We start from the raw sequence: 23,888 nt of genomic DNA, 5'->3' as shown, positions 1-23,888 counted from the left end.
AATTTTCTTCGAATTTAAGAAATAACCCCCGAACCTAATAATTCTTCGCCCTCATACCAGGCTACAAATTGACCTTCGGTAATTGAAGCTTGAGGATCATCAAAAATCACATACATTCCAGCCTCTGTTTGATGTAATGTTGCATCTTGTAAAGGTTGACGATAGCGAATTCTGGCTTTTACTCTTAAGGTATCATCATTATTTATTGCGAGGTCTTTTCTAACCCAATGCACTTCGTCTTTATTGATAAAAAGTCCTTTTCTATAAATTCCCGGGTGGTTTTTTCCCTGCCCGGTATAAATTACATTATCTATCACGTCGGTATCAATAACAAACAGCGGCTCTGGCGTGCCACCAACCGCAAGGCCTTTGCGCTGGCCTTTGGTAAAATAATGAGCGCCCTGGTGTTTTCCTACAACCTTTCCGTCTTCCGCAGCATATTCATACTTTCTAGCAAGAAAATCGAGTTCTTCCTGTTTATTGCTGAATTTAGGTGTTTCAGAAGAATATAAGTCTTTTTCGGCTTCAATTTCTATGATCTTGCCTTCTTTAGGTTGTAATTTTTGCTGAAGAAAATCTGGTAATCTTACTTTCCCAATAAAGCAAAGTCCTTGTGAATCTTTCTTATCTGCAGTCACCAGGTTTTGTTCTGAAGCGATTTTTCGCACTTCAGATTTTTGTAATTCGCCAATTGGAAAAAGCGTTTTGGAAAGTTGTTCTTGCGTAAGTTGGCAAAGGAAATAAGACTGGTCTTTATTATTATCTTTCCCTGAAAGCAATTGATAAATAGTTTCTCCCTCTTTTTCAATTTCTCCTTTACGGCAATAATGTCCTGTAGCTACATAATCGGCGCCTAAAGAAAGCGCGATTTTCATAAAAACATCAAACTTTATCTCACGATTACATAGAACATCGGGATTTGGCGTGCGGCCACGTTCATATTCATTGAACATATAATCAACGATACGTTCTTTATATTGCTCACTAAGATCTACAGTTTGAAAAGGTATACCAAGTTTATCGGCTACCATCATCGCATCATTGCTGTCATCTAACCATGGGCATTCATCAGAAATGGTTACCGAATCGTCGTGCCAGTTTTTCATAAATAGTCCAATTACCTCGTAACCCTGCTGTTGCAAAAGATATGCTGACACACTGGAATCTACTCCACCCGATAAACCTACAACCACTTTCTTTTTCATAAACCTAAAAATTGAAATTCCTTCCGCATAAAGTCGGAAAAGAGTTTGCAAAATTACGAAAATTTAAGAGAAAGCTTTTGTGGAAGGAAAGTAGCTAAAAATAAAAAAGCGATCTAAAATTTGGATTTTAGATCGCTTTAATTAATGGATGGTAGAATATTTATCTTTTTTCAAATACTATTGAGGCCGAAGGAAATATTAAAGGAGTAAATGTAAATTCTGATTTATCAGAATTGAAGCTTACATTGCCATTAATGTTATCTAAGTCAAAATTTTCTAAGCCCTCAATAGGTAAAGAAAATGTATAAATTTGACCTTCCCTTTCCCATACACTATTTGTTTCATCAGCAAGTGTACAGGCCTCACCAGAGCCAACATAATATTCAGAATAAGTTGTGTTATTACTATTAAAGGTTATAGATGATTCTCTGGTACATTCGGTTACTTCAAAATTAGGAATTCCGTTGGCTTCAGCTATAAACCATGTTCCTAAAATATCGTCATCTCCGTTAGCATCATCATCTTCACTACAGGAGGTAAATAGCGCTATACTAAAAAGTATTAATAAAAGTTTTTTCATAAGCTAGGTTTTAGTTTTGTGTAAATATATTCAAATTTAAACACGTCTTTAGAAAAAAACGGTATGGATTTATAGAATATTGTTCTGATAAAATTCTGTTTAAATAAAATCTATTATGATTAAACATTTAACTCTTGTTTTATAATAATTAACAAAGAATAAACAGTTTATGGTTTGCTTCTCGTTTACTTTTACTACATAACAAAAACTTAGAATTATGAAAACTATTAAATTTACTAAAATCGCTTTACTGGCATTTTTGACTTTTGGTCTCTTTGCATGTAGTGATGACGATGATGGAGGAGATGTAATCACCCCTTCAAACACAATTGCCGATTTTGTGGCTGGAAACCCTGATTATTCTTCTTTAGGCGCCGCATTAGAAGTAACAGGACTGGATGCTACTTTAGACGGAACAGCTAACTTTACCGTATTTGCACCTAACAATGCCGCATTTAACTCATTTTTATCGAACAACGGTTTTAACAGTCTTGATGAAGTTCCCGAAGATGTTTTAACAGAGATCCTTCTAAACCACGTTCAGGAAGGTGAAATTATGTCTAGTGCCTTATCTACCGGCTATATTGAGAGTATGGCAACCGGAATGGCTTCAGACCAACCTTTAAGTTTATATATCAATACTGACGATGGTGTAACCATCAACGGAGTTTCTTCAGTAACCACGCCCGACGTTGAAGTAGACAACGGTATAATTCACGCTGTAGATGCCGTAATTGGATTACCGGATGTAACCACTTTTGCAACTGCCGATCCCAATTTCGATATTCTTGTACAGGCACTTACTGCAGATGAATCTTTTACTTTCGTTGAAACTTTAATGATGAGTGAAGATCCTGCGCCATTTACTGTTTTCGCCCCAACCAATACTGCTTTCACAAATGTACTTGACGAGCTTGAATTAGCCGATTTAGACGATATTCCAGCCGATCTTTTATCGAGTATTTTAAGCTACCACGTAGTTGCGGGATCAAATGTTCGAGCTGAAGATCTTACAGATCAAATGATGGTAGAGACTCTTGAAACCGGAAGTTTCACTATCAACCTGGGAGAAAATGTAACTATTACTGATGAAAACGGAAGAACTGCAACAATTGTTGCCACTAACGTTCAGGCAAATAATGGAGTGATTCACGTTTTGGATACAGTAATTCTTCCTGAAAATGAGGCTATTGAAATTGAAACAAATACCATTGCCGATTTTGTAGCCGGAAATGAAGATTATTCTTCTTTATTAGCCGCACTTGAAGCTACTGGTTTAACTTCAACTTTCACCGGAACCGATGATTATACCGTATTTGCTCCAAATAACGCTGCATTTACAGCTTTTTTAAATGAGAATGGCTTTAATGGTCTTGATGAAGTACCTGTAGATTTATTAACCCAGGTATTATTGAACCACGTACAGATGGGCGAAATTATGTCTACCGAATTAACTACCGGCTACATCCCAAGTATGGCCGTATGGGGAGCTTCTGAAGAGCCTTTAAGTATGTATATAAATACAGATGACGGCGTGATGATTAATGGAGTTTCTTCGGTAACCACTGCCGACGTTGAAGTAGACAATGGGGTAATTCACGCAGTAGATGCAGTAATTGGATTACCAAATATAACCACATTTGCTACTGCCGATCCTAACTTCGATATTCTTGTACAGGCCCTTACAAGAGAAGATTCTTTCACTTTTGTTGAAACACTTATGATGAGTGAAGATCCTGCTCCATTTACTGTTTTCGCTCCAATTAATGATGCATTTGTAGATTTATTAGATGAATTGGAATTAGGAGCTCTTGCAGATATCCCTACAGAAACTTTGGAAGCTACTTTAGCTTATCACGTAGTTACCGGTGCTAATGTTAGATCTGGAGACTTAACTGATGATATGGATGTTACCACGCTAGAAGGCGGTGATTTTACTGTAAATCTTGGTGATAATGTAACTATTACAGATGAAAACGAAAGAACTGCTACAGTGATTGCAGCTGATGTTCAAGCTACAAACGGAGTAATTCACGCACTTGATACCGTATTGCTACCTGCTGCAGATTAATTTTTAGATTAATTATAAAACCAAAAAAGCCCCAGAATTTCCGGGGCTTTTTGCATATTAAAGCTTCAGCTTTTTTATTCACCAGCTTTATCAACTACCAGTCTTTCTTCGCGGTTAGCGATTTCCCAGGCGGTAAGGAATACCAATCTAGCTCTTTTCATTAAAGCTTCATATTCAATTTTCTCAACGGTATCTGTTGGTTTGTGGTAATCTGGGTGAACTCCGTTAAAGTAGAAAATTACCGGGATGTTGTTCTTTGCGAAGTTGTAATGGTCACTTCGGTAATAAAAACGGTTAGGATCATTTTCATCGTTATAGGTATAATCCAAATCCATATTCATATATTCTGAATTTACATTCTCACTAAGTTCGTGAAGATCGGTGCTTAATTTATCGCTACCAATCAGGTAAACATAGTTGTCGTTGCCTTCGTGCTCTTTATCAATACGGCCAATCATATCCATATTTAAGTTGGCAACGGTATTTTCTAATGGGAATACAGGGTTTTCAACATAATATTTAGAACCTAAAAGTCCTTTTTCTTCACCGGTTAAATGAATAAAAAGAATAGATCGTTTAGGAGTATAACCATCTTTTTGAGCTGCTCTAAAAGCTTCGGCAATTTCTAAAATACCAACGGGACCAGAACCACCGTCATCTGCACCGTTATAGATGTTACCTTCGTCATCTACTCCTACGTGATCGTAATGAGAAGTGATTACTAGAATTTCGTCTGGTTTTTCGCTTCCTTTTATGAAACCAAGCACGTTTTCGGAATCATTAAGTTTTCCATCAAAAAATTCGGTTGGGATTTCCTGATAGTAGTTAGCATAACCTTCAGGAGCTTCAATGCCAATTTCCTGGTATTGGTTAACAATATATTCGGCTGCTTTTTTCTGTCCAGGTTCGCCGGTGTTTCTTCCTTCAAATTCGTCACTGGCAAAAGTGTAAAGATGTTCTTTTAATTCTGAAGCAGTGATGGTCTCAGCATACTCCATGGGATTTGCATTTTCAACATTTTTTTGGGTGCCGCAGGCTACCATTCCGGCAGATAAGGCCACTAAAAGCATTTTTTTCATAGTTTAATTTAATTTTTGCTAATTAATACTTCGTAAAATATTTAGAAGTTTTTATTAAAGTCGCAGCAATATAGCAGTTTCGGTTTAAATTTTAATAAGTCTGTAAAACTTTCTCTGTTCCAGCTATAAAGTATTTTGTATAGCATTTTGAGTTATCGGTGCCATTACGTGATAGCCTTCTAAATTTGGATGGACTCCGTCTTCGGAATATCTTTTCGACAAACCTTCTTTTTCATCTTTTAGCGGAGTAAAAAGATCGAGATAAGTATGCTTATTTTCTTTAGCATATTTCTTTATCCAGGTATTGATTTTGGCAATTTTTTGTACCGGTTCCAGGCCGGGTCGCCAGGGATAATCGTAAACGGGTAGGATAGAGGCAAGAATCACTTTTATATTATTAGCTTCAGCCAGTTGAGCCATTGCCTGAATGTTATTGGTGATCATTTCTACGGAAGAAAATCCGGTGTTCCCGGCAATGTCGTTGGTGCCGGCAAGAATAACTACCGCTTTGGGATTGAGTTTTACTACATCTGGCATAAACCGAAGCAGCATTTGTGGAGTGGTTTGTCCTCCAATGCCGCGACCTGCGTAATTATTATTTTTAAAAAATTCGGGCTGTGCGTTTACCCAGCCTTCGGTAATTGAATTTCCCATAAAAACCACATCTGGAAAATCCTGATTTGCGATTATTTTTTCGTTTTGTGCTTTATACTTTTTAAGATTTGCCCAATCCTGTTCCATAAGCTCGCGGTATTCTTCTTTTTGTGCAAACATTACATTGCTTAAAAAGATTAATATTGATAATAAAATGAAATTTTTCATGAATTTTAAATGTATAAAATTGAATTTATTTAGCGACTAAAAATCAATTGAAACGGGTTTGAAAATAAATCAAAACTTAGATATTATCCAACTTAAGTAACGCCAAATTCTTACTACTGAAAATTCTAAAACCCGATAGATACTTTAGACCTTAAAATCGTGTTTGGCACTGGTTGATTGAGTTGAGTATCAAAAATAGTGCTTGCACCTAGATCTATATTTACATTGTTAAAATTACCTCTTAATCCTGCTCCAATTTCTGTTTGCGGAAATAGAAAGTTCATATGGGGATTATTTATTCTTTGTTCTCCATTCAGGGAAGGAGTTAAATATCGGCCAAAAAGGTAATGGCTAAACCTGTTGCTAATTTTGTATTCCACATTAGTACTAAAACTACCGTAGAACCCTGGAGCGTTACTATTATAAATAGTATTCTGTTCTAGAAATCCTGCGCCTAAAGTAATGCTCAGTCTGTCTATCGTATAATTAAGGCTATTGTTATATAACTTATAGTAGCCAAGGCCATCATAGGAATTTTGTTTCTTGAGTTGGGAAGTGTAGAAATTTGAAGTAGACTCCGCCGCACTATTATTCAGTTCTTCTTATTCCTGTGCGCTTATGCAGTTAAAATATAATACAAGTAGGAGTAGATAGAGGTAGGAAGTTTTGTTCATGAGGGGGTTGTTTTAATCATATGGCAACCCATTGTAAATACACCTTGTAATCTAAACTGGTTTTTGAAGTTTGAATAATGAAGATATTAATTTTAAGTAAGAATGAATCCAAAAAAAAATATAGAATATGTTAAAACCTGATAATTAGGCGATTCGAAAAAAGCTTTAAAAAAGTTGTTGAAACCTTGTGTGTAATTGTAAAAGCTTGTTATATTTGCATCCGCTAAGCAGAAATGCATAGCGTTTTATTGGAGGAATGGCAGAGTGGTCGATTGCGGCAGTCTTGAAAACTGTTGACTGTAACAGGTCCGGGGGTTCGAATCCCTCTTCCTCCGCTACTTAACTTACAAAATATTGCAAAAATCCTCAAACCCTATGGTTTTGGGGCTTTTTTATTTTACAATATTTCAAAATATCCCAAAGAATATCAAGCTAGGAGGTGTCAAATTCGGTGTCACTTGAATAACTGAAATTAGTGACACCTTTATGATGAATATTCCTACAAAAATATTTTAACAATTTGATATTTAGTGTTTTATGATTGATATAATTTCGTACTTTAGAAATGTATTAATCTAAAAAATCTAAAGTCATGGATACAAATTTCTTCCATATTTTTTATCTAAGAGGTGGCGCAAAAAATTCTTTATCACCAATCTACCTTCGAGTCACACTAAGAGGTAAGCGAGCAGCCACTAGTCTTCGTAGAAAAATTTCCAAAGAAGATTGGAATTCTTCAGCAGGAAGGGCCAAGGGGAATACTGAGAAAGCGAAAATTCTTAATAGATATTTATCCAAAGTTGAAAACGACCTCTATATATCTCATCAAAAACTTTTAGAAAAGGGAACGAAGTTTACTGCTCAGGACTTGGTGGACACATTTTTAGGAAAAGACAAGAAAAAAGAAGACCAGGAAAGGATGCTTCTGGATATTTTCCAGGAACACAATGATCGGGTTAATAGACTTGTAGGTAAAGATTTTGCCGCCGGTACAGCTGAAAGATATAGAACGGCTAAAAATCACGTAGGGGAATATATAGAAAAGGAGTACAAAGTTTCGGATATTCCCGTAAAAGAGGTAAACCTCAAATTTATTACCGGCTTTGAATATTATTTAAAGACAGAAAGGAACTGTGCGCATAATTCCGCCATTAAATATGTAACAAACTTTAAAAAAATCATTCGCATAGCATTATCAAACGAATGGATAGCAAAAGACCCTTTTCAGAACTGGAAAGGTAAATTAAAAGTGGTAGATCGGGAGTTTCTAACTGAAGTTGAACTTCAGGCGCTGATCTCCAAAGAAATTAAAAATGAGCGACTGGATTTAATTAAAGATATTTTTACGTTTAGTTGCTTTACTGGGCTTAGTTATGCTGAGGTAAAAAAACTTTCAGAAAAGGAAGTGGTAATTGGTATTGATGGTAATAAATGGATTAAAACTAAGAGAACAAAAACTAAGACCAGATGCAGCGTTCCAATTCTTCCTGTGGCAGAGGCTATATTGGAAAAATATTCTTCGCATCCCGATGTGAGCGAGAAGCGGTTACTTCCAATTCTAAGTAATCAAAAAACGAATGCTTATATTAAGGAAATAGCAGATCTTTGCGGCATCAACAAAAATCTTACATTCCATTTGGCCAGGCACACGTTTGCAACTACTGTTACGCTTGCAAATGGAGTTCCTATAGAGAGTGTGAGTAAAATGCTAGGACACAAAAATCTTCGTACAACTCAGCATTATGCAAAAATTCTAGATCGAAAAGTGGGTGACGATATGGCTGTATTGAAAGAACGATTAGAATCCAAAAATTTTTGGAGAAAGGCTTAATTGCTATTCTATACCGGCTTTAGCTTGAATGGCTATCAATGTATAAGCTATTCGCTTTAACTAGTCCAAAAAATGGACAAGTAAGAAACAAGTAGTGCAGAAGCTATAGCCTAGCTTTAAACCGGCTTTGCTCCGGTTCTGTTCCAAAGAGAAACAAACGCGTAATCGCGCCTAACTTGATCAAACTTTGGCCAAAAAGTTTTTTATTTTTTTCATACTATAAACCTTTCCTTTATGTTTTCAGTTTTTTCCGCTTTTTAAAAAGAAAAAGAGGTAAAATAGTATCAATTAACTGGAATCGGTAATTTCCCTGGTAAAAGACAATATTGTTCCGCTTATCATTGTAGTCTAAACACAGCTCCATAGCTTTTTTACTGGGTACTGAAGCCCCGTAATTCTTTTTGACCTGCAGCAATTTTTGCTTTTCAGCAGCTTCTTTAAGTCTGGAAGCAGTTGACGGTGAAATTTGAAATATCCTACAGATTCCAAGTACAGATAATGGAGCAGGTGCTTCTATATAATTAAAGTTAGGGGATAGAAAATGATAGGTACTGCCTTTTATCTGTACGCTTTTCTTTCTCCTTACTTTTCTCCAGAAGTCTTTATGTAGATATCCATAAATAATTGCCCCTGTAATTGCTTTAATGTTTCGGTAAGAATAAAAATCTACCGGATAGGAAAGCCTGAGCTTCCAGTTATTCTCGCTTCGTATCCTTTCAAAAGATTTTATGATGTAATAACCCGTCCTGTTATTGTATTGCAACCAACCTTTCTCTACCAGAAAGTCAATATACTTTAATGTAGTTTTTCGAGAGCTGATCTCTTCGGTTAATTCTAAAAATAACAGTTCCCCATCATCCAGTTTTGCCTTTCCGCACTTGTAGATTAGCTTCAAGGATAGAAAGAATTGCAGCTTTTTAGCATAGCCTTTTTGCTGTGCATCAATAAATAGCTGAATGGGAACTGAAATCTCCGGAGTCATCTTACTTAAGAGTTAGCATCCTTCCTATTTTTTCGGTGACGATTTATAAATGCCTGGATATCCTTGAGACTGTAGTAGATCTTTCCTTTCACCTGTGCGTATTCAATCAGCCCTTCTTCCCGCCAGGTTTGAGCTGTTTTCGCACTTATTTTAAATAGCTGGATAAAATCAGCATTATCCAGAAGGATGAGACAGGGATCTTTAATCTGCCTGATCCTGAATTCCCTGGTGAGCTGTTCTATTTTAGCTTCCAGGGAATGCATACTGACCATAAATGGATGGATGCTTTCTTTCATAATTTCATTAGTTTATGATCTGTTATTATTTTAAAAATTACCATTACTTAATTTTTTTACCTTCTGGCAGCTTTCTTTTTTCAGAAAATTGTTCTAGGAAGCAAAAATTTTATACAAGCTTAGCTTAACCAACAAGTGGTTAACCCAGTAAAAAAACCAAAAACGTTTTTATTATTTATATGCTTATGTCTTCGAAGTCAAACAAAAAATGGACAACTAAGCACTTTAAAAAACTACTGTAATTCATCTCTTTAAAAATATGCAATAAATTGATTATAAAACACTTAAGAGTAATTTTTTTGGTAACATTAAATTTGTTACCATTTGGGATATTTTGAAAATCTAAAACTTAGAAAGCTGCCTTCAAGATCACAAAATCAACCAAATGACACTAAATAAAATGATAGCTTTTTTAACATTTACTTTTTTCATCTGGAGCATTTTCCTTTTTGACGTCGGAAAGGAGCAAAAAGTAGATTGAAATGACAGTTTTTGAGTCCGTCTTTTCATTACTTCTTTCAGCGCTTTCGGATTACCTTTTGATGCGCTTTCATATTCAAGCTTTGAAATTATAGAGGAGCTATAAATAGCCTGCCGGTTTATGCAGTCCGGTTAATTTCAAAGCTTGGTACTTTCGTAGCAAAAGGTAAGGTGTTGGAAAAGAAATAACCGAAATAAAACCTGAAATTTTAACCAGGGGTATTATTTATAAAAATCGGGATGAGTATCGTCTTCCTCATAATCCCTTACTCGATTTTCGTAGTTATCTTTGGGATCTGCAGCTTCCATTAGAGATTCCAAAATGCCTAAAGTGGGGTTTACTTTATTCTTCTCTATATCTTTCAAAATTGCGATTACTGCATTTATTCTTTTTTTGACAAGGTTTTCCAGAGTCTCCATTTTTGGACCCATCATTTCATTGGGAGAAATACTATTCATTTCAAAAAATTCGACCCTCGATAATAATGTCATTGATTGAGATTTAGATAAAGCCCGGCTGAACCTTCTAAATTTTTTGGCTACGGAAGTCTTGATCTTAAGAGTCTCGAACTTCTCTTTTTTATATTCTTCATCCATTTTTTAGTAAAATTTCTACCATTTTTCAATGGATTTCAAGGGTTTTTAGTAATAAAACAGCTTCTTTTTAATTTTGCGCCTTGAATAAAATTATTTAAACAACTGTAAAACAGATTGTTGTGTTTTAAAAGGTAATTCTTAACGTGGCTCTGCCCGTTACCCTCTTGCTCTACCTTTTCGTCCCGCAGGGACAAAAATTTTGACTATTAAAATGAATTTAATAGCGCTTTAATTAGTAAGAAACTGAATCCCATTTTTTATGATTGGAAAAGAAAAATCTTTAAAATTAACTGTAGAGAATTGGAAGAATAATTGAGAATTCTGTAAAATGAAAAACGGGATTATGAAAATCATATCCCGTTTTAGAAACTAATTATTTCCTGTTATAAAATGCCTTCATCGGCAAAGCTGAAGTAATCCCCATCGGGAGTTAGTATTAAATGATCCAATACCTTAATATCAAAAAGTTCCCCTGCTTTTTTGATCTTTTCCGTTAAGAGTTTATCGGGTTGGCTGGGTTGCAGCGTTCCCGAGGGATGGTTATGGGCTAAAATTATAGAAGTAGTTACAGACTTTAGAACTACTGCGAATACGATTCTTATATCTACTAAAGTTCCGGTGATGCCTCCTGTAGAGAGGGTGTAAATACCTTTTACCTTATTGGAATTATTAAGAAGCAGCATTTTAAAACTTTCAAAAAGTTCAATATTTTGTTTATCCCAATGCTCAAATAGAAGGTTAATAGCATCACGGGAAGAAGATATATTGGGAAGGAATTTTGTTTTAATACTTCCGCTGTAACTTATTGCGATTTCATTAACTTTGGTTTCCATTATTGATTTGTTTAAAGTTAAATAATGAAAGAGGGCGCAATTTTCGACGATGACGCCCTCTTTGCTTTTAATTAATTATTATCCCGTTTTGAGCTGCTCAATAAAAGGATCTCATTTACCAGAATTTCGGTGATGTACTGTTTTTCCCCAGCTTCGTTGTTATACGAGCGATAAGTTAATTTGCCTTTAATAGCAATTTCCTTTCCCTTAGCGATATACTTACTGGCAAGTTCTGCCTGCTTACTCCAGGCTACAAGCTGGTGCCATTGTGTTTCCTGAATTTTCTCTCCGTCTTTAAAAAATTGTTCATTGGTGGCCAAAGAGAATCGGCAAACCAACATACCATTTTCAAACCTGTGAGATTTTGGATCTTCCCCTACGTTTCCAATTAACTGTACTGTGTTTCTAAGCGTTTTCATAATTAAAAGATTTAAAGGTTTATAATTGATTTTTAACTGATTTACTTATTGTATCCTGAGCGTTTTCCTTTTTTGATTTTTTTTAATTCCGCTTCCTTTTTTGTAGATTTTGTATGATTTCATTTTTCCGTTTTTAGATTTACTTCCCGTAGCGCCTTCACTGTTACCTTTTTCTGATGCTGATCCATTTTCAAGATTTAGAATTAGGGAGGACTTATAAAAAGGGAGCGCGGGGACTGGCTTTATGCAGTGCGGACTAACTTCTAAATCTTGGTATTTTGCATTACAGAAAAAGGTAGTGGCAGTGAAGGCCGAGAATACTTCAAATAGGTAAATGGAAGAGTAGGGAAGGAGCAGGAAGCGGAATTAAATTAATAATGGAATCCAATTTGAGGACTTAAGTGGAAAACCAGAACCGAGAATGAAGCATTCCGCCGTTTTTGCGGAATAAGCGAAATGGAAGGTGAAGATTTTTCGCTTGTGTCCGGTGCCAGTGAATGAGGCTCTTTAGCCTGGAGGTACGTAAGACTAAAGTGCTGAATGGAGTGAAAACCCCTCATTTAACTCCAAAAATTATTCAATTCTCTATTTTATTCTTAATATCTTGTTAATAACTATAGATAGTAATATAAACCTAGAATTAGATATTTTTTAAATTTGGAATCCCTACTCATTTAATTAACCACCAATTTTACTTTATACATTGATTATTTTTAAAGCTATCTCGAATTAAATTTAAGGCAATTTGAGGTTGATAGCTGTAAGTAATTCGTAATTGCTTAAAAGAAAGACCAATGGGAGTGACGGTGGCGAAGCCATGTAATTTTTTGATTAAGATTTATGCTTTAAGAAAGAGAATAACCAGGATGAATTTTGATATATAGGCATAAAGGTTAAGTAGTTTTCTCCATATAGTTTTGCCAGGTTACAAGAACATATTTCTTTTTTCCGTTTTCATACCGGGTTAGAAAACCAAATTCATATACAAAGAGATAAACTTCCTTCTTGCTGTTTTTCCAATAGTGCGTAAAGTAATTAGGATCGAAGCCGTGTTGTTTTAAAATGTCAGCTCTAACCGTGGCTTTCCCTGCTTTGTTGAAGCTTTTTAAAATCCTTCGATTAGTTTTTAATTGACGGTCTACTTTTGCATAGAATCCGGCAGCTCCTTCTTTGGTTTTTTGATAATGCCAGGCACTTTTACAATAGGGATCGCAAAACTTTTTATCCGGACGGCCTTCCAGTTTTTTATTACAGGCCAGACAATGTTTTTCAGTTTCCATAATTATAAAGCCGTTTTAGTCGTATAATATACGGATAATAAACGTTTTAGGGTTTAAGTCTGTTTACATTTATATACCAATAAATGCGCAGGCCATATGGATAGGAAGTATATTACTCTAAAGAATTTAATCATTGATAAAGAAAAATGTATAGGGTTAAAATTCTTTACCGATAAAGTAGTGCAGGTTATGGTGGACAACTTACCCGATGTACAGTGGAGTGAGAAGTTTCGCATGAATTATATCTTAAACACACCGGCTAACCTGGAGCTTGTTTTTAAGACCTTTCGTGGTGTTGCCTGGATCAATTGCAATCATTTTTATTCCAAGGCTAGTTTTGGAAGAGAGGAAGAGCCTGTGAACATTCAACAGCTGCAAAATAGGGAAGAGGTAAGCGGAAAGCGATATTGCCCTGGAAGCTACCTTAGAAAATTAGAATTAAAACGGTATGCCAATAGCACGATCAAAACCTATGTTTCTTGTTTCGAAACATTCATAAATCATTACAGTGACAGGGAGATAAAGGATTTGAACGAAGAGGATATAAGATTATATCTTCAGAAATTGATACGAGAGGATTTTTCTCATTCCTATATTAACCAGGCCATTAATGCTATTAAATTCTATTATGAAGTGGTACTGGAAATGCCCAATAGGTTTTATGCCATAGAACGTCCCAGACCTATAGAACAACTGCCGAAGGTCCTGGCAAAAGAGGAAATAATGGCTATTATTGAGCATACTAATAACATTAAACACCGATGTATAGTAAGTTTGCTTTATTCGGCCGGTTTAAGAAGAATTGAGCTCTTAAATTTAAAACTGGAAGATATAGATAGTAAGAGAATGGTGATTAAGGTAAGATCGGGCAAAGGAAATAAAGATAGGTTTACAATCTTAAGCGAAAAACTACTTGGTGATTTACGAAAATACTATAAAGAATGGCGACCGACTAATTTTTTGTTTGAAGGCCCGGGCAGGAAAGCCTATAGTCCCGAAAGTGTTTCGAGTATAGTAAAGAATGCTGCGAAAAAAGCGAAGATCAAGAAGCGGGTGACACCCCATATGTTACGACATTCCTTTGCAACCCATCTTTTAGAGAGTGGAACCGATTTACGATATATCCAGGTACTCCTTGGGCATAGAAGCACCAAAACAACAGAAATTTACACGCACGTGGCTACAAATATTTTTTTTAAGATTAAAAATCCATTAGATTAGTCATGTAAAGACATAATAGATATAAATGTAATACTGCATTTATACTTACGTTGCAAACAATGCGGTCAAGTAGAGTGAAAATCTAATTTAAATTTAGGGGAAGGAGAATTCATTCAGAAATAAAGATTTATCGACTGACTAAAAATTTATATCAATAAATATTGAAATATCTAATATTAATCTAAATAGAAACAAATGAATAGAAAATCTATATTCATCATTTTAGGAGTAATTATAGGATTTGCACTCTCTTATATTCCGAATAACTATATGAGCGAAAAGTATGAGGATAATGCCTTTTTTATTGTGGTCGGAATCGCAGTTATCGCAGCCCTATGGAGTTATTTTTCGATTAAAAACAAGAAGCAAGGCGATAACCCTAATTGAAAAATTATAAGCACAGTTTGCAACAATATATAAAAACAATGCTCAAACCTGTCTCGAATCGAAACTTCCTGCTCGCTTGCTTAGCGGATTGTCCTGCGGACAATCACGCTCGCCCGCTCGCACAGTTTTTATACGAGACGTTACCTGTAATTGCTCCAAAAACTCACTCAAGCCGTTGATTATGAAAATAATTGATACACAAGGAAACTCAGAATTAATAAAATAAATCCAGATTTTATAGAAAACTAAATCAAAAAAGAAAAATGGATACTCAAAAGACAAAATCGATTAATCGAAAATCAGTTTTTTAAAACTTCATTTTTTTCAAAACGAAAAATTTTAGACAAAAACTAAATAAGAAAACTTGGAACTCAAAAAGAATGTTTTGAGTTCTAAATAAAAAACTTACTCAGACGAAAAAAGAGCGAAAACAATCGAAAATCTACAGATTTAAAGTCTTTTTTAGCAGCAAATTAAATTTTAAAATGACAAAAATAAAAACGGATTATTTCCAAAAGAAAAATTGAAGAAAAAGAGAAAAATTCGCATAAAATTGGATCAAAAACTAATTGAAAAAAGTAAAATCGGTAAAAAATTGACTTTCACGCTGCTCTGACAAATGAAAATTGAAACTTCCAATAAAATAATAATCTAAAATTGATAAATTAGAATAAAATTATTAACGGATAAAAAGCAGAACGTGTCGCAAAAACAGGTAACAATGTATAATAGCAATTGCGGCTTTTTGTCCTGCGGACAAAACCGCGCATGCATAAAATTCGATCTTTTTTTGCTATCTTTATACTAAATCAATCCGCAACTGACTATTATACAAAGCCGTTGTAGCACATTATAAAATCTGACCCCAAAGAAGAATGATGAATACTATTCAAGAAAAAATACTTCACCTGACTGACAGCTACCCTTTGTTCATTGGCGGATTATTTCTATTTCTCGGTTTGGCTTACCTGATTTACAAAATCGACAAAAGAGAATCCTATAAAATGAAAGATTATGATGTTATGAACTGGAAAGCTATGGTCAATTCTTACGCTTTGATTTTTATGCTAATTATTGCCGGATTATTTATAATATTTAGATCATAAAAACGTGCTACAACACTATATAAAAACAATGCTCAAACCTGTCTTGAAGCGAAACTTTGTGCTCGCTTGCAACGCCTGATTGTCCTGCGGACAATCAAGCTCGCCAGCTCGCACTGTTTTTATACGGGACGTTGTGCAACATAAAAACCACCTTATGAAATACACTAAAATTTTATTAATCGGACTTATTTCACTCTCACTTTATAGCTGTAGTGATGACGATGATTCCCCTCAAGATGAAAGCATATTCTACTGGAACCAAACCAAATGTGCTGATCCTTGGAATACTGGAGAAAATAGCACTAACGAGGAAACTGAAATTGCCGTTAAAACATATTTAGAAAATGAGAATATTAGCGTTCAAAAGTTGGAATTTGACACCAGGTCGCCATTAGCAACAGATTGCGAATCTTGTGGTTGCGGAACAGGACAACGGATTATTGTTGATGTGGAGGATTCGGATATTTCTAAAATGAAGGAACTGGAATTTTATCAATGAAAACAAAATAAACGTTGCACAACAGCATATAAAAACAATGCTTAAACCTGTCTCAATTCGAAATTCCGTGCTCGCTTGCAACGCCTGATCGTCCTGCGGACAATCAAGCTCGCCAGCTCGCACTGTTTTTATACGGGACGTTGTAAGCAAGTTAACCAAAATTCGCAAATCAATAAACTTGACCAATGAAAATGAAATCAATGAGATTTAAGATATTAATATTTATTGGAATTTTGAGTTCTTCACTCTCAAGTTGTTCAATTAACTTATTGAACTATTCAGTACTCGCAGACGAATCCGTAAATATAAATCCAGAAGGAGGAATTGAGGTAAACGGATATTATGATTCTTGGGCTCGAAGTCAGCGAAAGTCTGTTAAAATAGCGACGGAAAGAGCTTTAAAACAAGCTGGAACAGATTATGATATTTTGGTAAACGGAAAAATTGAAATGGAATACAAAGTCTTTTTCCTAAGATATCGAGTAACTGGAACAGCATTTAAATCATCTAATTTGATTAAAGAATATGGTCAAATCGGATTTGAAGAATGGAAAGAAAAACAGGAATTGGAAATTGTTGCGGAATAAAACCTGCTTACAACAGTATATAAAAACAATGCGTAAATTAGTCTCAAATCGAAACTCTTTGTTCGCTTGCTTAGCGGATTGTCCTATGGACAATCACGCACGCCAGCTCGCACAGTTTTTATACGAGACGTTAGCCAATAGCTGAAAAAAATGAAAGTTAAGGAAGCAAATATTCGAGAAATGGCTGAACTCATTCTGTGCGGACAACTTTGTTTTCTAAATATTAAAACAGGTGATTTTGAATATCATCCGGCAGAAATGGACTTTTTTCTAGATGAGGAAAATCCTTGGCAAGAAGTTACAGATAAAGTCGAGAATAATTGGGATGATTACATTCGTATCGAGCCAATGAATTCAAACCAATCCTATGCTGTAATGGAATCTTTTGCGGACCAGCTGGAGGCGGACGGATTTAGCAAAAAGTTACTTGTTGCTCTAAACCGACCAAAACCTTTCAGGAATTTTAATCATCTAATACACGAATCGGACTTCAGACAGGAATGGTTTGATTTTCGACAAGAAAGAAATGTCGAGTGGGTAAGAGAACAAATATCTGACCGAGTAGATGAGTAAAAAAGCCATTGGCTAACAACGTATAAAAAAAATGCTCAAACCTGTCTCAAATCGAAAGTCCCTGCTCGCTTGCTGCGCCTGATTGTCCTGCGGACAATCAAGCTCGCCAGCTCGCACTATTTTTATACGAGACGTTACATACAATGCCTCCGAAAAAACAAGAACCAGTAATGCTGGAATTTGATACCAAAGTTTATATTCTAACCACCAGGGACAATTTTCTCAAGGTACTTGGAGGATTTAATTGAGATCCAGTTACAGCCCTGGAACAGGTTGGGGTCACCATTGGGTTTAGACCTGGACAGAAAGAAAAAATGGAAAGAGAGCTAAAAGAGGAACTAAAAAAGAAAAACAACCCCATTGAATTGGAGTGATGAATTAGAACGAAAAGGAAAAATAGAAAAATGAGAATAACCCCATTGAATTAAAATATATGCTATAATGAAGAACTACAGCCTAACACTTTTTATCTTAATCATTTACCAGGCGGCGTTTGCGCAAAAACCTGTTACCGACGTCTTTAAATACAAAGCCACATATGAAATTACCTGGCAAATAGATTCCACAAATGCTGAGTCTGTTGAGAGTGAAGCTATGGAATTGTATATTGGGGATAAGATATCAAGATTTTCCAGTAAGGAACGTTTGAGAGGAGACGAGGTCCTGAAAAACCGACGAAAGAATCCTTCCGCCTTTACGGGTAAATTTCAGGGGGCCCCACAAACAAAATTTGACTATTATATCTACAAAGGAGTTCCCGAAGGGAAGCTATCCTTTACTCAGAAGATCGTTAAAGATAAGCTTAAGTACATTGAAGACCTCAATCAATTTCAATGGGAAATACTTCCCGAAACAAAAGAGGTTTTGGGCTATCAGGTTCAAAAAGCTACAACCAGTTTTTCCGGAAGGGATTATATTGCCTGGTTCACATCTGAGATACCAATTGTCGAAGGGCCTTATAAATTCAACGGGTTACCGGGATTGATACTGGAAATAAGTGACGATCAAAATTATTATTCCTTTAAACTTACCAATTTTAAAATTCTTAAAAAACCGGTTCCCTTTGAATATAATTCTAAAGAATATATAACTACTACCAAAGAGAGGTATTTGCAAGCGCTTGAAGAATATAACCGGGATCCATTTGCAGCCCTGGGTAGGGCGGGGATCACTTTTGGATTTCAACCTGGACAAAAAGAGAAGATGATGAAAGAACATAAAGAGACTTTACTTAAGCGAAATAATCCTATTGAATTGGAATAAAAAAATAGATGAAAAAAATTTACGCCCTGTTTTTATTTTTTCCCGCAGTATTGTTTTCACAGCACAACAATAATAACTTGCGGATTATTTATGAATTGACATTTCAGATAGATTCCTTGAATCCAGCTTCCAAAGCCAGCGAATATATGTTTCTGGAAATTGACGAGGGTATATCGGTGTTCAAAAGCCAGACTGTACACCTAAAAGATTCTATTTTAGATTCAAAAAGTCCTCAGGGAATATTTGGAATTTCAAAATCAAAATTTAACTATAAAATATTTAAGGATCTAAAAAATGAAGAGTTGATCTCGTTGTATGATTTTACATCCTACAAATATAAAATAAAAACAAGATTACCCGGATTAACATGGCAGATTGAGAATGAGAAAAAGGTCATAATAGGATATGAAACTACTTTGGCCCGTACGCGTTTTAAAGGCCGAGATTATGAGGCATGGTTTACTCCTAATATTCCTATAGCCGAAGGTCCTTATAAATTTTATGGTTTGCCGGGATTGATCCTGGAGATTCAGGACTCGAAAAACCACTACCACTTTAAGGCATTAGGTATTCAAAAAATAAGAAATTCAGTTATTATTTTAGATAAAGATTACACTCAAATTATAGAAGCCGATTTAAAGGTGTTTTTGCGCAAAATAAAAGAAAAACCATCACTAATATTAAACAATCCCGGTATTAACATTCCCAAGGAAGGGATGGATAAATATGACAGAAATCAGCGGGCAAGGCTTCAATATGAAAATAACCCAATAGAACTGGAATAGCTTGGAAAGAACTACCTTTTTATTTTTCATTATGTTCATGTTTTTTTTCCCAACACATGCACAGTCCGTTCTTTCCGGAAATATTTACAATGAGAACAGGGAAGCGTTAAGTGGTGCAACTATTATAATATCTAAAGATTCTACAAGTGCTATTTTGGCCTACGGAATTTCAGACGGAACGGGAAACTTCAGCATTAAGCTTAATACCGATATTGAGTCACTTTTTCTGAAAATTTCTCATGTAGGCTACATTACTTTAAAGCAGGAAATTCAGAATAAGGATCAGGAGCTGCAAATTCAGCTATACCCTTCAGCTGAAGAATTGAAAGAAGTACTTGTAGAAGCCAGGATTATTGAGCAGCGTGGTGATACCCTCAGTTTCTCGGTTGCAGCCTTTAAAGATCAAAAAGATAGGGTTATTGCCGATGTCCTAAGGAAAATGCCCGGCATTGAGATTCTACCCAGTGGACAAATTGAGTACCAGGGAAAGCCTATACAAAAGTATTACATCGAGGGGCTGGACTTGCTGGAAGGCAGGTACAGCTTGGCCAATAACAATATCGCTGCAGATGATGTTTCAAAAGTGCAGATCCTGGAAAATCACCAACCTATAAAATTGCTGGACAGCCTGGAATTTTCTGAAAGAGCATCTATTAATATCAAGCTTAAAAACAATGTTACCACCACTGGAACGGCAGAACTGGGAGCGGGTTTATCTCCACTGCTATGGAAGGTGAAGGTCACCCCCATGATCTTCACAAAGAAAAATCAGGCTATTGTCACTTACCAGACTAATAACACCGGGAGCGATGTCTCACGGGAGATAAGGGATTTCTCAATTTCAGATTTTGGCAGGCAGGAATTCAGTATTAATAAGAGGGACTGGCTATCCATTCGCCGGCTGGCTGAACCGCCATTCTCTCAGGAGCGCTGGCTGGATAATAATGTACACCTTGGATCTGCCAATTATTTAATCCGGCTAAAAAAAGATTTGGACCTTAAAACCAATATTTCCTATTTAAACGATGCTCAGCGGCAAATAGGGAATACCCAAACCCGCTTTTTCACTCCCACAGATACTATAGATTTAGTAGAACAAACCAACAATGAGTTTTTCTACAATACGCTACAGTCCAAATTCATACTTGAGCGTAATACCAATGACAATTACCTTAAAAATGAACTGGAGTTCAACGGGTACTGGGATTCACAAAAAGGATTTATTGATACCGGGAAATCAGAAGTCCTTCAGCGGCTTTCCAATCCTTTTTCTGTAGTTCGGAATAATCTTAGGTTGATGAAGCCTATAGGAAACCAATTGATCACCTTCAGGTCTAATACCGGTTATACAGAAGCTAACCAAAACCTTAGCGTGCTGCCCGGCCAGTTTGAAGGCTTGCTTAATGATAGACAAACTTATGAGGAGGTAGAGCAGGAGGTGAACTCCTCTACCTTTTTTACTGATAATTCTGGCGGAATGACCAAAAAGCTACGCGGAGTAACTATTTCTCCTGAGGTTGGTTTTACCTTACAAAATCAGCATCTTGAAAGCAGGCTCATGGTTTTTGATGAAAGCGACAGAGATCTCCTTGGTGGAAATTACCAAAATGATCTTGATTTTCTATCTTCCAGGATCTATTTCACCAGCAGGTTTGTTTATGAAAAAGACAACTGGAATTTCAGGCTGACTACCCCTTTTAATTATAGAACCTTTGACATCGAAGATGCCACATTAAACCAGAGTCAAAATTTAAATCGGTTAACATTTGAACCCAATTTTTACATACGTAATAAGTTATCAGCATTTTGGGAAACAAGTGTTAATGCCAATTACAGCAATGATTTTGGAGATGCCAACCGCATGTATTACGGTTTTATTCTAAACAATTACCGCAGCCTGCAGCGTTACAATTCTCCCCTACCGGAAGATTTCAGGCAGAACTATAATTGGAGCCTAAACTACAGGAATCCGCTCACTTCATTTTTTGCAAGTACCTCATATTCCTATGCACATGTAAGAAGTAATTTATTGTACAGCAACATAATTGGGGAGAGTGGCGCTACCATTCTGGAGGCCATTGAGCAGGAGAATTATTCCAATGCTCATAACTGGAATGCAAAGGCAAGCAAATATTTTAGAAAACTGAATACTACCTTAAGTGTGGGAACCACATATTCTCATTTTCAAAGGGAACAACTTTTAAACGACCGTTTAGCTGAAGTGAATAATGAAAATCTGAGTTTCAACCTGAAAATGGAATCTGAATTTACCGATTGGTTAAGCGCTTCCTATGCTGGCAATGTGAGTATCTTACAAACCAATATTGATGGAAGGTATATGAATGAAATTGAAACAAAACAGTATAGTTTAGACCTTTTCTTTTACGTGGCAGAAAATCAATATTTCAGCCTTAATTCGGAGTATTATTTCAATAACATATCCGATGAAAACCGGAATAATTATTTCCTGAACCTGAATTATCAATACACCTTCATGGAATCTGGAATAGATCTGGAAGCCAGCTGGAACAATGTGCTGAATACAGATGAGTTCGTGCGGATTTCCAATAATGAATTTGCTTATATACAAAGTACCTATCGTTTAAGACCATCGCAGGTTTTGGTGAGTGTGAAGTTTTCGTTTTAATGTGGCTTATTGACTCATCCCTGCGTTACAAACAGAAATGTAGAACGGATGGAAAACGAACTTTTTCACTCTGGCTGATAAAAATTGCAAAAGTGATATAAAACTTGCGACCCTTTACTCGGTCGCGGAGAAGAAAACAGATCTGGGGAACGTGATTACTCGGGCGTGTCGGCAAAGTATGTAACAACATATAAAAACAATGCTTAATTTGGTTTTGAATCGAAGTTCCGTGCTCCTTTGCTCAGCGGATTGTCCTGCGGACAATCACGCACGCCAGCTCGCACAGTTTTTATACGGGACGTTGTAAACAATGCCGAAAACCGGGTGAAATACTACATTGGAGCATATTATTTGATTAAATTAAAACCTGTCGAATATGGAACGATTAAAGGTTTGGAAATCTATACTTGTAGTCGTTGTATAAACGACTCTTTTTTTGACTCTTGGGCAATTTCTTGGGCAACAACTGAAAAGAAAGAATTAGAAGAAACCAAACAAACGTTTAATCTGACTGACAAAAATGTTGAGGAAATACAAGTTTGGGCAGACAAAAAATTGGACGAAGAAAAACTTGGCTGGATAAATACATTTTCGGATTTAAAAACATTAACGGAATACAAAGAAAAATTCTTCCCAAACGATGCGGATTTTGAAATTTTAAGTATCAGTTTCCCAGAAACGGAATTGAATAAAACTTTGGATTTAATAAAACCGACTGAATCAAATAGTGGAGAAATTGGAATTTACAACAAACTGAAAAGCAAAGAAATTGATTTAGAAAAAAATGAGTTTTTAGGTTACGACATAATCGGAATTGAAATAAGTGGTGACTTTCACTCTTTTCATTGCAACGACTTGTCGAGTGATTTGAAAGATAAGTTCGGGCTAAAAATAAATGAATTCGGACTTTTTGAAAAAATTGAGAATTGGAATGAGATTAAGGAGTTTTTAAGCGACCCAATGAATGCTGAAGAAGTTCCTTGGTTTTATGTAAAAGTTAATAGAATAAAAATATAAAAGCACAGTTTACAATAACTAAGCGTTCGTGTGGCCGGAACGGCCCAACATGAACGCAATGTTGACTAAACCGGTTCTTTGCCGGTTAACTTTATATGGGGATTGGTCTGTTTTTAGAAGGTAGTATTTGTCGGATAGTACATCTAGCCTCTATGCAAGATATCGGCTTTTTGCTATTGACCTAAAGTCAAGCTGCTTTACATTAAATTTTTTCACAGGCACTTACAGGATTTTATGCCATTTTTATCGTTTTAGGCCATAGGCTTCCTGTTACGCACGGAAGAATCGTTTTTTATACTCATTTATTTGATTGTTTTCTTAGTTTTTCCATCCAGTATCCAGGCGGGCCTCGTGCCGTAAAGGTATTAAGAGTTACCAATTTTCCTTTCTTACATACCGGGCACAGGCGGTGTTGAAGTGGTTTACGCTCTTTGAGGTGCACACGTCCCAGGCTTTGCTGTAGCTGGGTAAGCGTAATTTTTTTATGATAGGAACTCAAGATTCCATAATGCCGGATGCGAACAAAGCCTTTGGGAAGTATGTGAAGTGCGAACCGTCTGATGAACTCTGCATCGGATAAACGTAACAAGGATTTTCTTCCTGCGCGGCGGTAGTCCTTCACAGAAAATGTAACGCTTTCATTATCCAGGTTTT

At 35.9% G+C, this 23,888-nt stretch carries 23 protein-coding genes and 1 tRNA gene; 12 read left to right on the top strand and 12 right to left on the bottom strand.

Annotation, left to right across the window (positions count from 1 at the left end; genetic code table 11):
* Positions 1-14: 14 nt before the first annotated feature.
* Entirely contained in the window at positions 15-1,205 is a 1,191-nt protein-coding gene (gene mnmA, locus APB85_RS17065; RefSeq protein ID WP_057481330.1) for a tRNA 2-thiouridine(34) synthase MnmA, read from the bottom strand.
* 160 nt (positions 1,206-1,365) lie between these two features.
* A complete protein-coding gene (locus tag APB85_RS17060; RefSeq protein ID WP_057481329.1) occupies positions 1,366-1,785 on the bottom strand; it encodes a lipocalin-like domain-containing protein in 420 nt (139 codons plus the stop codon).
* Between the two features lie 217 nt (positions 1,786-2,002).
* Between APB85_RS17060 and APB85_RS17640 the strand changes: the two genes are divergently transcribed.
* Positions 2,003-3,856, top strand: coding sequence for a fasciclin domain-containing protein (locus APB85_RS17640; protein ID WP_057481328.1), 1,854 nt, complete (start codon positions 2,003-2,005; stop codon positions 3,854-3,856).
* A gap of 74 nt (positions 3,857-3,930) precedes the next feature.
* On the opposite strand, the gene APB85_RS17050 is transcribed toward APB85_RS17640, so the two are convergent.
* The 3 genes from APB85_RS17050 to APB85_RS17390 all read right to left on the bottom strand — a co-directional run bounded on the left by APB85_RS17050 (position 3,931) and on the right by APB85_RS17390 (position 6,041).
* Positions 3,931-4,935 carry a M28 family metallopeptidase gene (locus APB85_RS17050; RefSeq protein WP_057481327.1) on the bottom strand — a complete coding sequence of 335 codons (1,005 nt, stop codon included), beginning with the start codon at positions 4,933-4,935 and terminating at the stop codon, positions 3,931-3,933.
* A 123-nt stretch (positions 4,936-5,058) separates the two neighbouring features.
* The gene (locus tag APB85_RS17045) at positions 5,059-5,709 is read right to left on the bottom strand and encodes an SGNH/GDSL hydrolase family protein (protein ID WP_233432785.1); all 651 of its coding nucleotides are present in this window, start codon (positions 5,707-5,709) and stop codon (positions 5,059-5,061) included.
* 173 nt (positions 5,710-5,882) lie between these two features.
* Entirely contained in the window at positions 5,883-6,041 is a 159-nt protein-coding gene (locus APB85_RS17390; protein ID WP_160319239.1) for a hypothetical protein, read from the bottom strand.
* Between the two features lie 640 nt (positions 6,042-6,681).
* On the opposite strand from APB85_RS17390, the gene APB85_RS17040 reads away from it, so the two are divergent.
* Both APB85_RS17040 and APB85_RS17035 read left to right on the top strand, forming a co-directional pair.
* Positions 6,682-6,766 (top strand) — tRNA-Ser (locus APB85_RS17040).
* A gap of 257 nt (positions 6,767-7,023) precedes the next feature.
* A complete protein-coding gene (locus tag APB85_RS17035) occupies positions 7,024-8,262 on the top strand; it encodes a site-specific integrase (RefSeq protein WP_057481325.1) in 1,239 nt (412 codons plus the stop codon).
* 232 nt (positions 8,263-8,494) lie between these two features.
* Here the strand turns inward: APB85_RS17035 and APB85_RS17030 are convergent, their stop codons facing one another.
* The 6 genes from APB85_RS17030 to APB85_RS17005 all read right to left on the bottom strand — a co-directional run bounded on the left by APB85_RS17030 (position 8,495) and on the right by APB85_RS17005 (position 13,149).
* Positions 8,495-9,244, bottom strand: coding sequence for a hypothetical protein (locus tag APB85_RS17030; RefSeq protein WP_057481324.1), 750 nt, complete (start codon positions 9,242-9,244; stop codon positions 8,495-8,497).
* A gap of 5 nt (positions 9,245-9,249) precedes the next feature.
* A complete protein-coding gene (locus APB85_RS17025) occupies positions 9,250-9,540 on the bottom strand; it encodes a helix-turn-helix domain-containing protein (RefSeq protein WP_051935865.1) in 291 nt (96 codons plus the stop codon).
* Positions 9,541-10,242: 702 nt separating this feature from the next.
* Positions 10,243-10,617, bottom strand: coding sequence for a BfmA/BtgA family mobilization protein (locus APB85_RS17020; RefSeq protein ID WP_057481323.1), 375 nt, complete (start codon positions 10,615-10,617; stop codon positions 10,243-10,245).
* Between the two features lie 383 nt (positions 10,618-11,000).
* Positions 11,001-11,450 carry a JAB domain-containing protein gene (locus APB85_RS17015; RefSeq protein WP_057481322.1) on the bottom strand — a complete coding sequence of 150 codons (450 nt, stop codon included), beginning with the start codon at positions 11,448-11,450 and terminating at the stop codon, positions 11,001-11,003.
* Between the two features lie 71 nt (positions 11,451-11,521).
* Positions 11,522-11,869 (bottom strand): single-stranded DNA-binding protein, encoded by a 348-nt coding sequence (locus APB85_RS17010; RefSeq protein ID WP_057481321.1) that lies wholly within the window; start codon positions 11,867-11,869, stop codon positions 11,522-11,524.
* Positions 11,870-12,762: 893 nt separating this feature from the next.
* Positions 12,763-13,149, bottom strand: coding sequence for a hypothetical protein (locus APB85_RS17005; RefSeq protein ID WP_037320331.1), 387 nt, complete (start codon positions 13,147-13,149; stop codon positions 12,763-12,765).
* A gap of 96 nt (positions 13,150-13,245) precedes the next feature.
* On the opposite strand from APB85_RS17005, the gene xerA reads away from it, so the two are divergent.
* The 9 genes from xerA to APB85_RS16955 all read left to right on the top strand — a co-directional run bounded on the left by xerA (position 13,246) and on the right by APB85_RS16955 (position 23,234).
* Positions 13,246-14,370 carry a site-specific tyrosine recombinase/integron integrase gene (gene xerA / locus APB85_RS17000; protein WP_057481320.1) on the top strand — a complete coding sequence of 375 codons (1,125 nt, stop codon included), beginning with the start codon at positions 13,246-13,248 and terminating at the stop codon, positions 14,368-14,370.
* Positions 14,371-14,565: 195 nt separating this feature from the next.
* Entirely contained in the window at positions 14,566-14,757 is a 192-nt protein-coding gene (locus APB85_RS16995; RefSeq protein ID WP_103294431.1) for a hypothetical protein, read from the top strand.
* A gap of 1,260 nt (positions 14,758-16,017) precedes the next feature.
* Entirely contained in the window at positions 16,018-16,362 is a 345-nt protein-coding gene (locus APB85_RS16985; RefSeq protein WP_057481318.1) for a hypothetical protein, read from the top strand.
* A 200-nt stretch (positions 16,363-16,562) separates the two neighbouring features.
* Positions 16,563-16,949 carry a hypothetical protein gene (locus APB85_RS16980; RefSeq protein WP_103294503.1) on the top strand — a complete coding sequence of 129 codons (387 nt, stop codon included), beginning with the start codon at positions 16,563-16,565 and terminating at the stop codon, positions 16,947-16,949.
* Between the two features lie 150 nt (positions 16,950-17,099).
* Positions 17,100-17,522: a UPF0158 family protein gene (locus APB85_RS16975; protein WP_057481316.1), complete on the top strand. Its 423-nt coding sequence runs from the start codon at positions 17,100-17,102 to the stop codon at positions 17,520-17,522.
* A 441-nt stretch (positions 17,523-17,963) separates the two neighbouring features.
* Positions 17,964-18,785, top strand: coding sequence for a GLPGLI family protein (locus APB85_RS16970; protein WP_057481315.1), 822 nt, complete (start codon positions 17,964-17,966; stop codon positions 18,783-18,785).
* 8 nt (positions 18,786-18,793) lie between these two features.
* Positions 18,794-19,570: a GLPGLI family protein gene (locus tag APB85_RS16965; protein ID WP_057481314.1), complete on the top strand. Its 777-nt coding sequence runs from the start codon at positions 18,794-18,796 to the stop codon at positions 19,568-19,570.
* 31 nt (positions 19,571-19,601) lie between these two features.
* Positions 19,602-22,217, top strand: a complete 2,616-nt coding sequence (locus APB85_RS16960) for a carboxypeptidase-like regulatory domain-containing protein (RefSeq protein WP_057481313.1) — start codon at positions 19,602-19,604, stop codon at positions 22,215-22,217.
* Between the two features lie 324 nt (positions 22,218-22,541).
* Positions 22,542-23,234 (top strand): hypothetical protein, encoded by a 693-nt coding sequence (locus APB85_RS16955; RefSeq protein WP_146035387.1) that lies wholly within the window; start codon positions 22,542-22,544, stop codon positions 23,232-23,234.
* 298 nt (positions 23,235-23,532) lie between these two features.
* On the opposite strand, the gene APB85_RS17635 is transcribed toward APB85_RS16955, so the two are convergent.
* Positions 23,533-23,888, bottom strand: a 356-nt coding sequence (locus tag APB85_RS17635; protein ID WP_317042969.1) for a transposase, incomplete at its 5' end; no start/stop codon positions are given.

Origin of the sequence: Salegentibacter mishustinae (assembly GCF_002900095.1) — a bacterium.
GTDB classification, from domain to species: domain Bacteria; phylum Bacteroidota; class Bacteroidia; order Flavobacteriales; family Flavobacteriaceae; genus Salegentibacter; species Salegentibacter mishustinae.
Note: the sequence above shows the minus strand (reverse complement) of the source record. Positions and strands in the feature narration are given on the sequence as shown.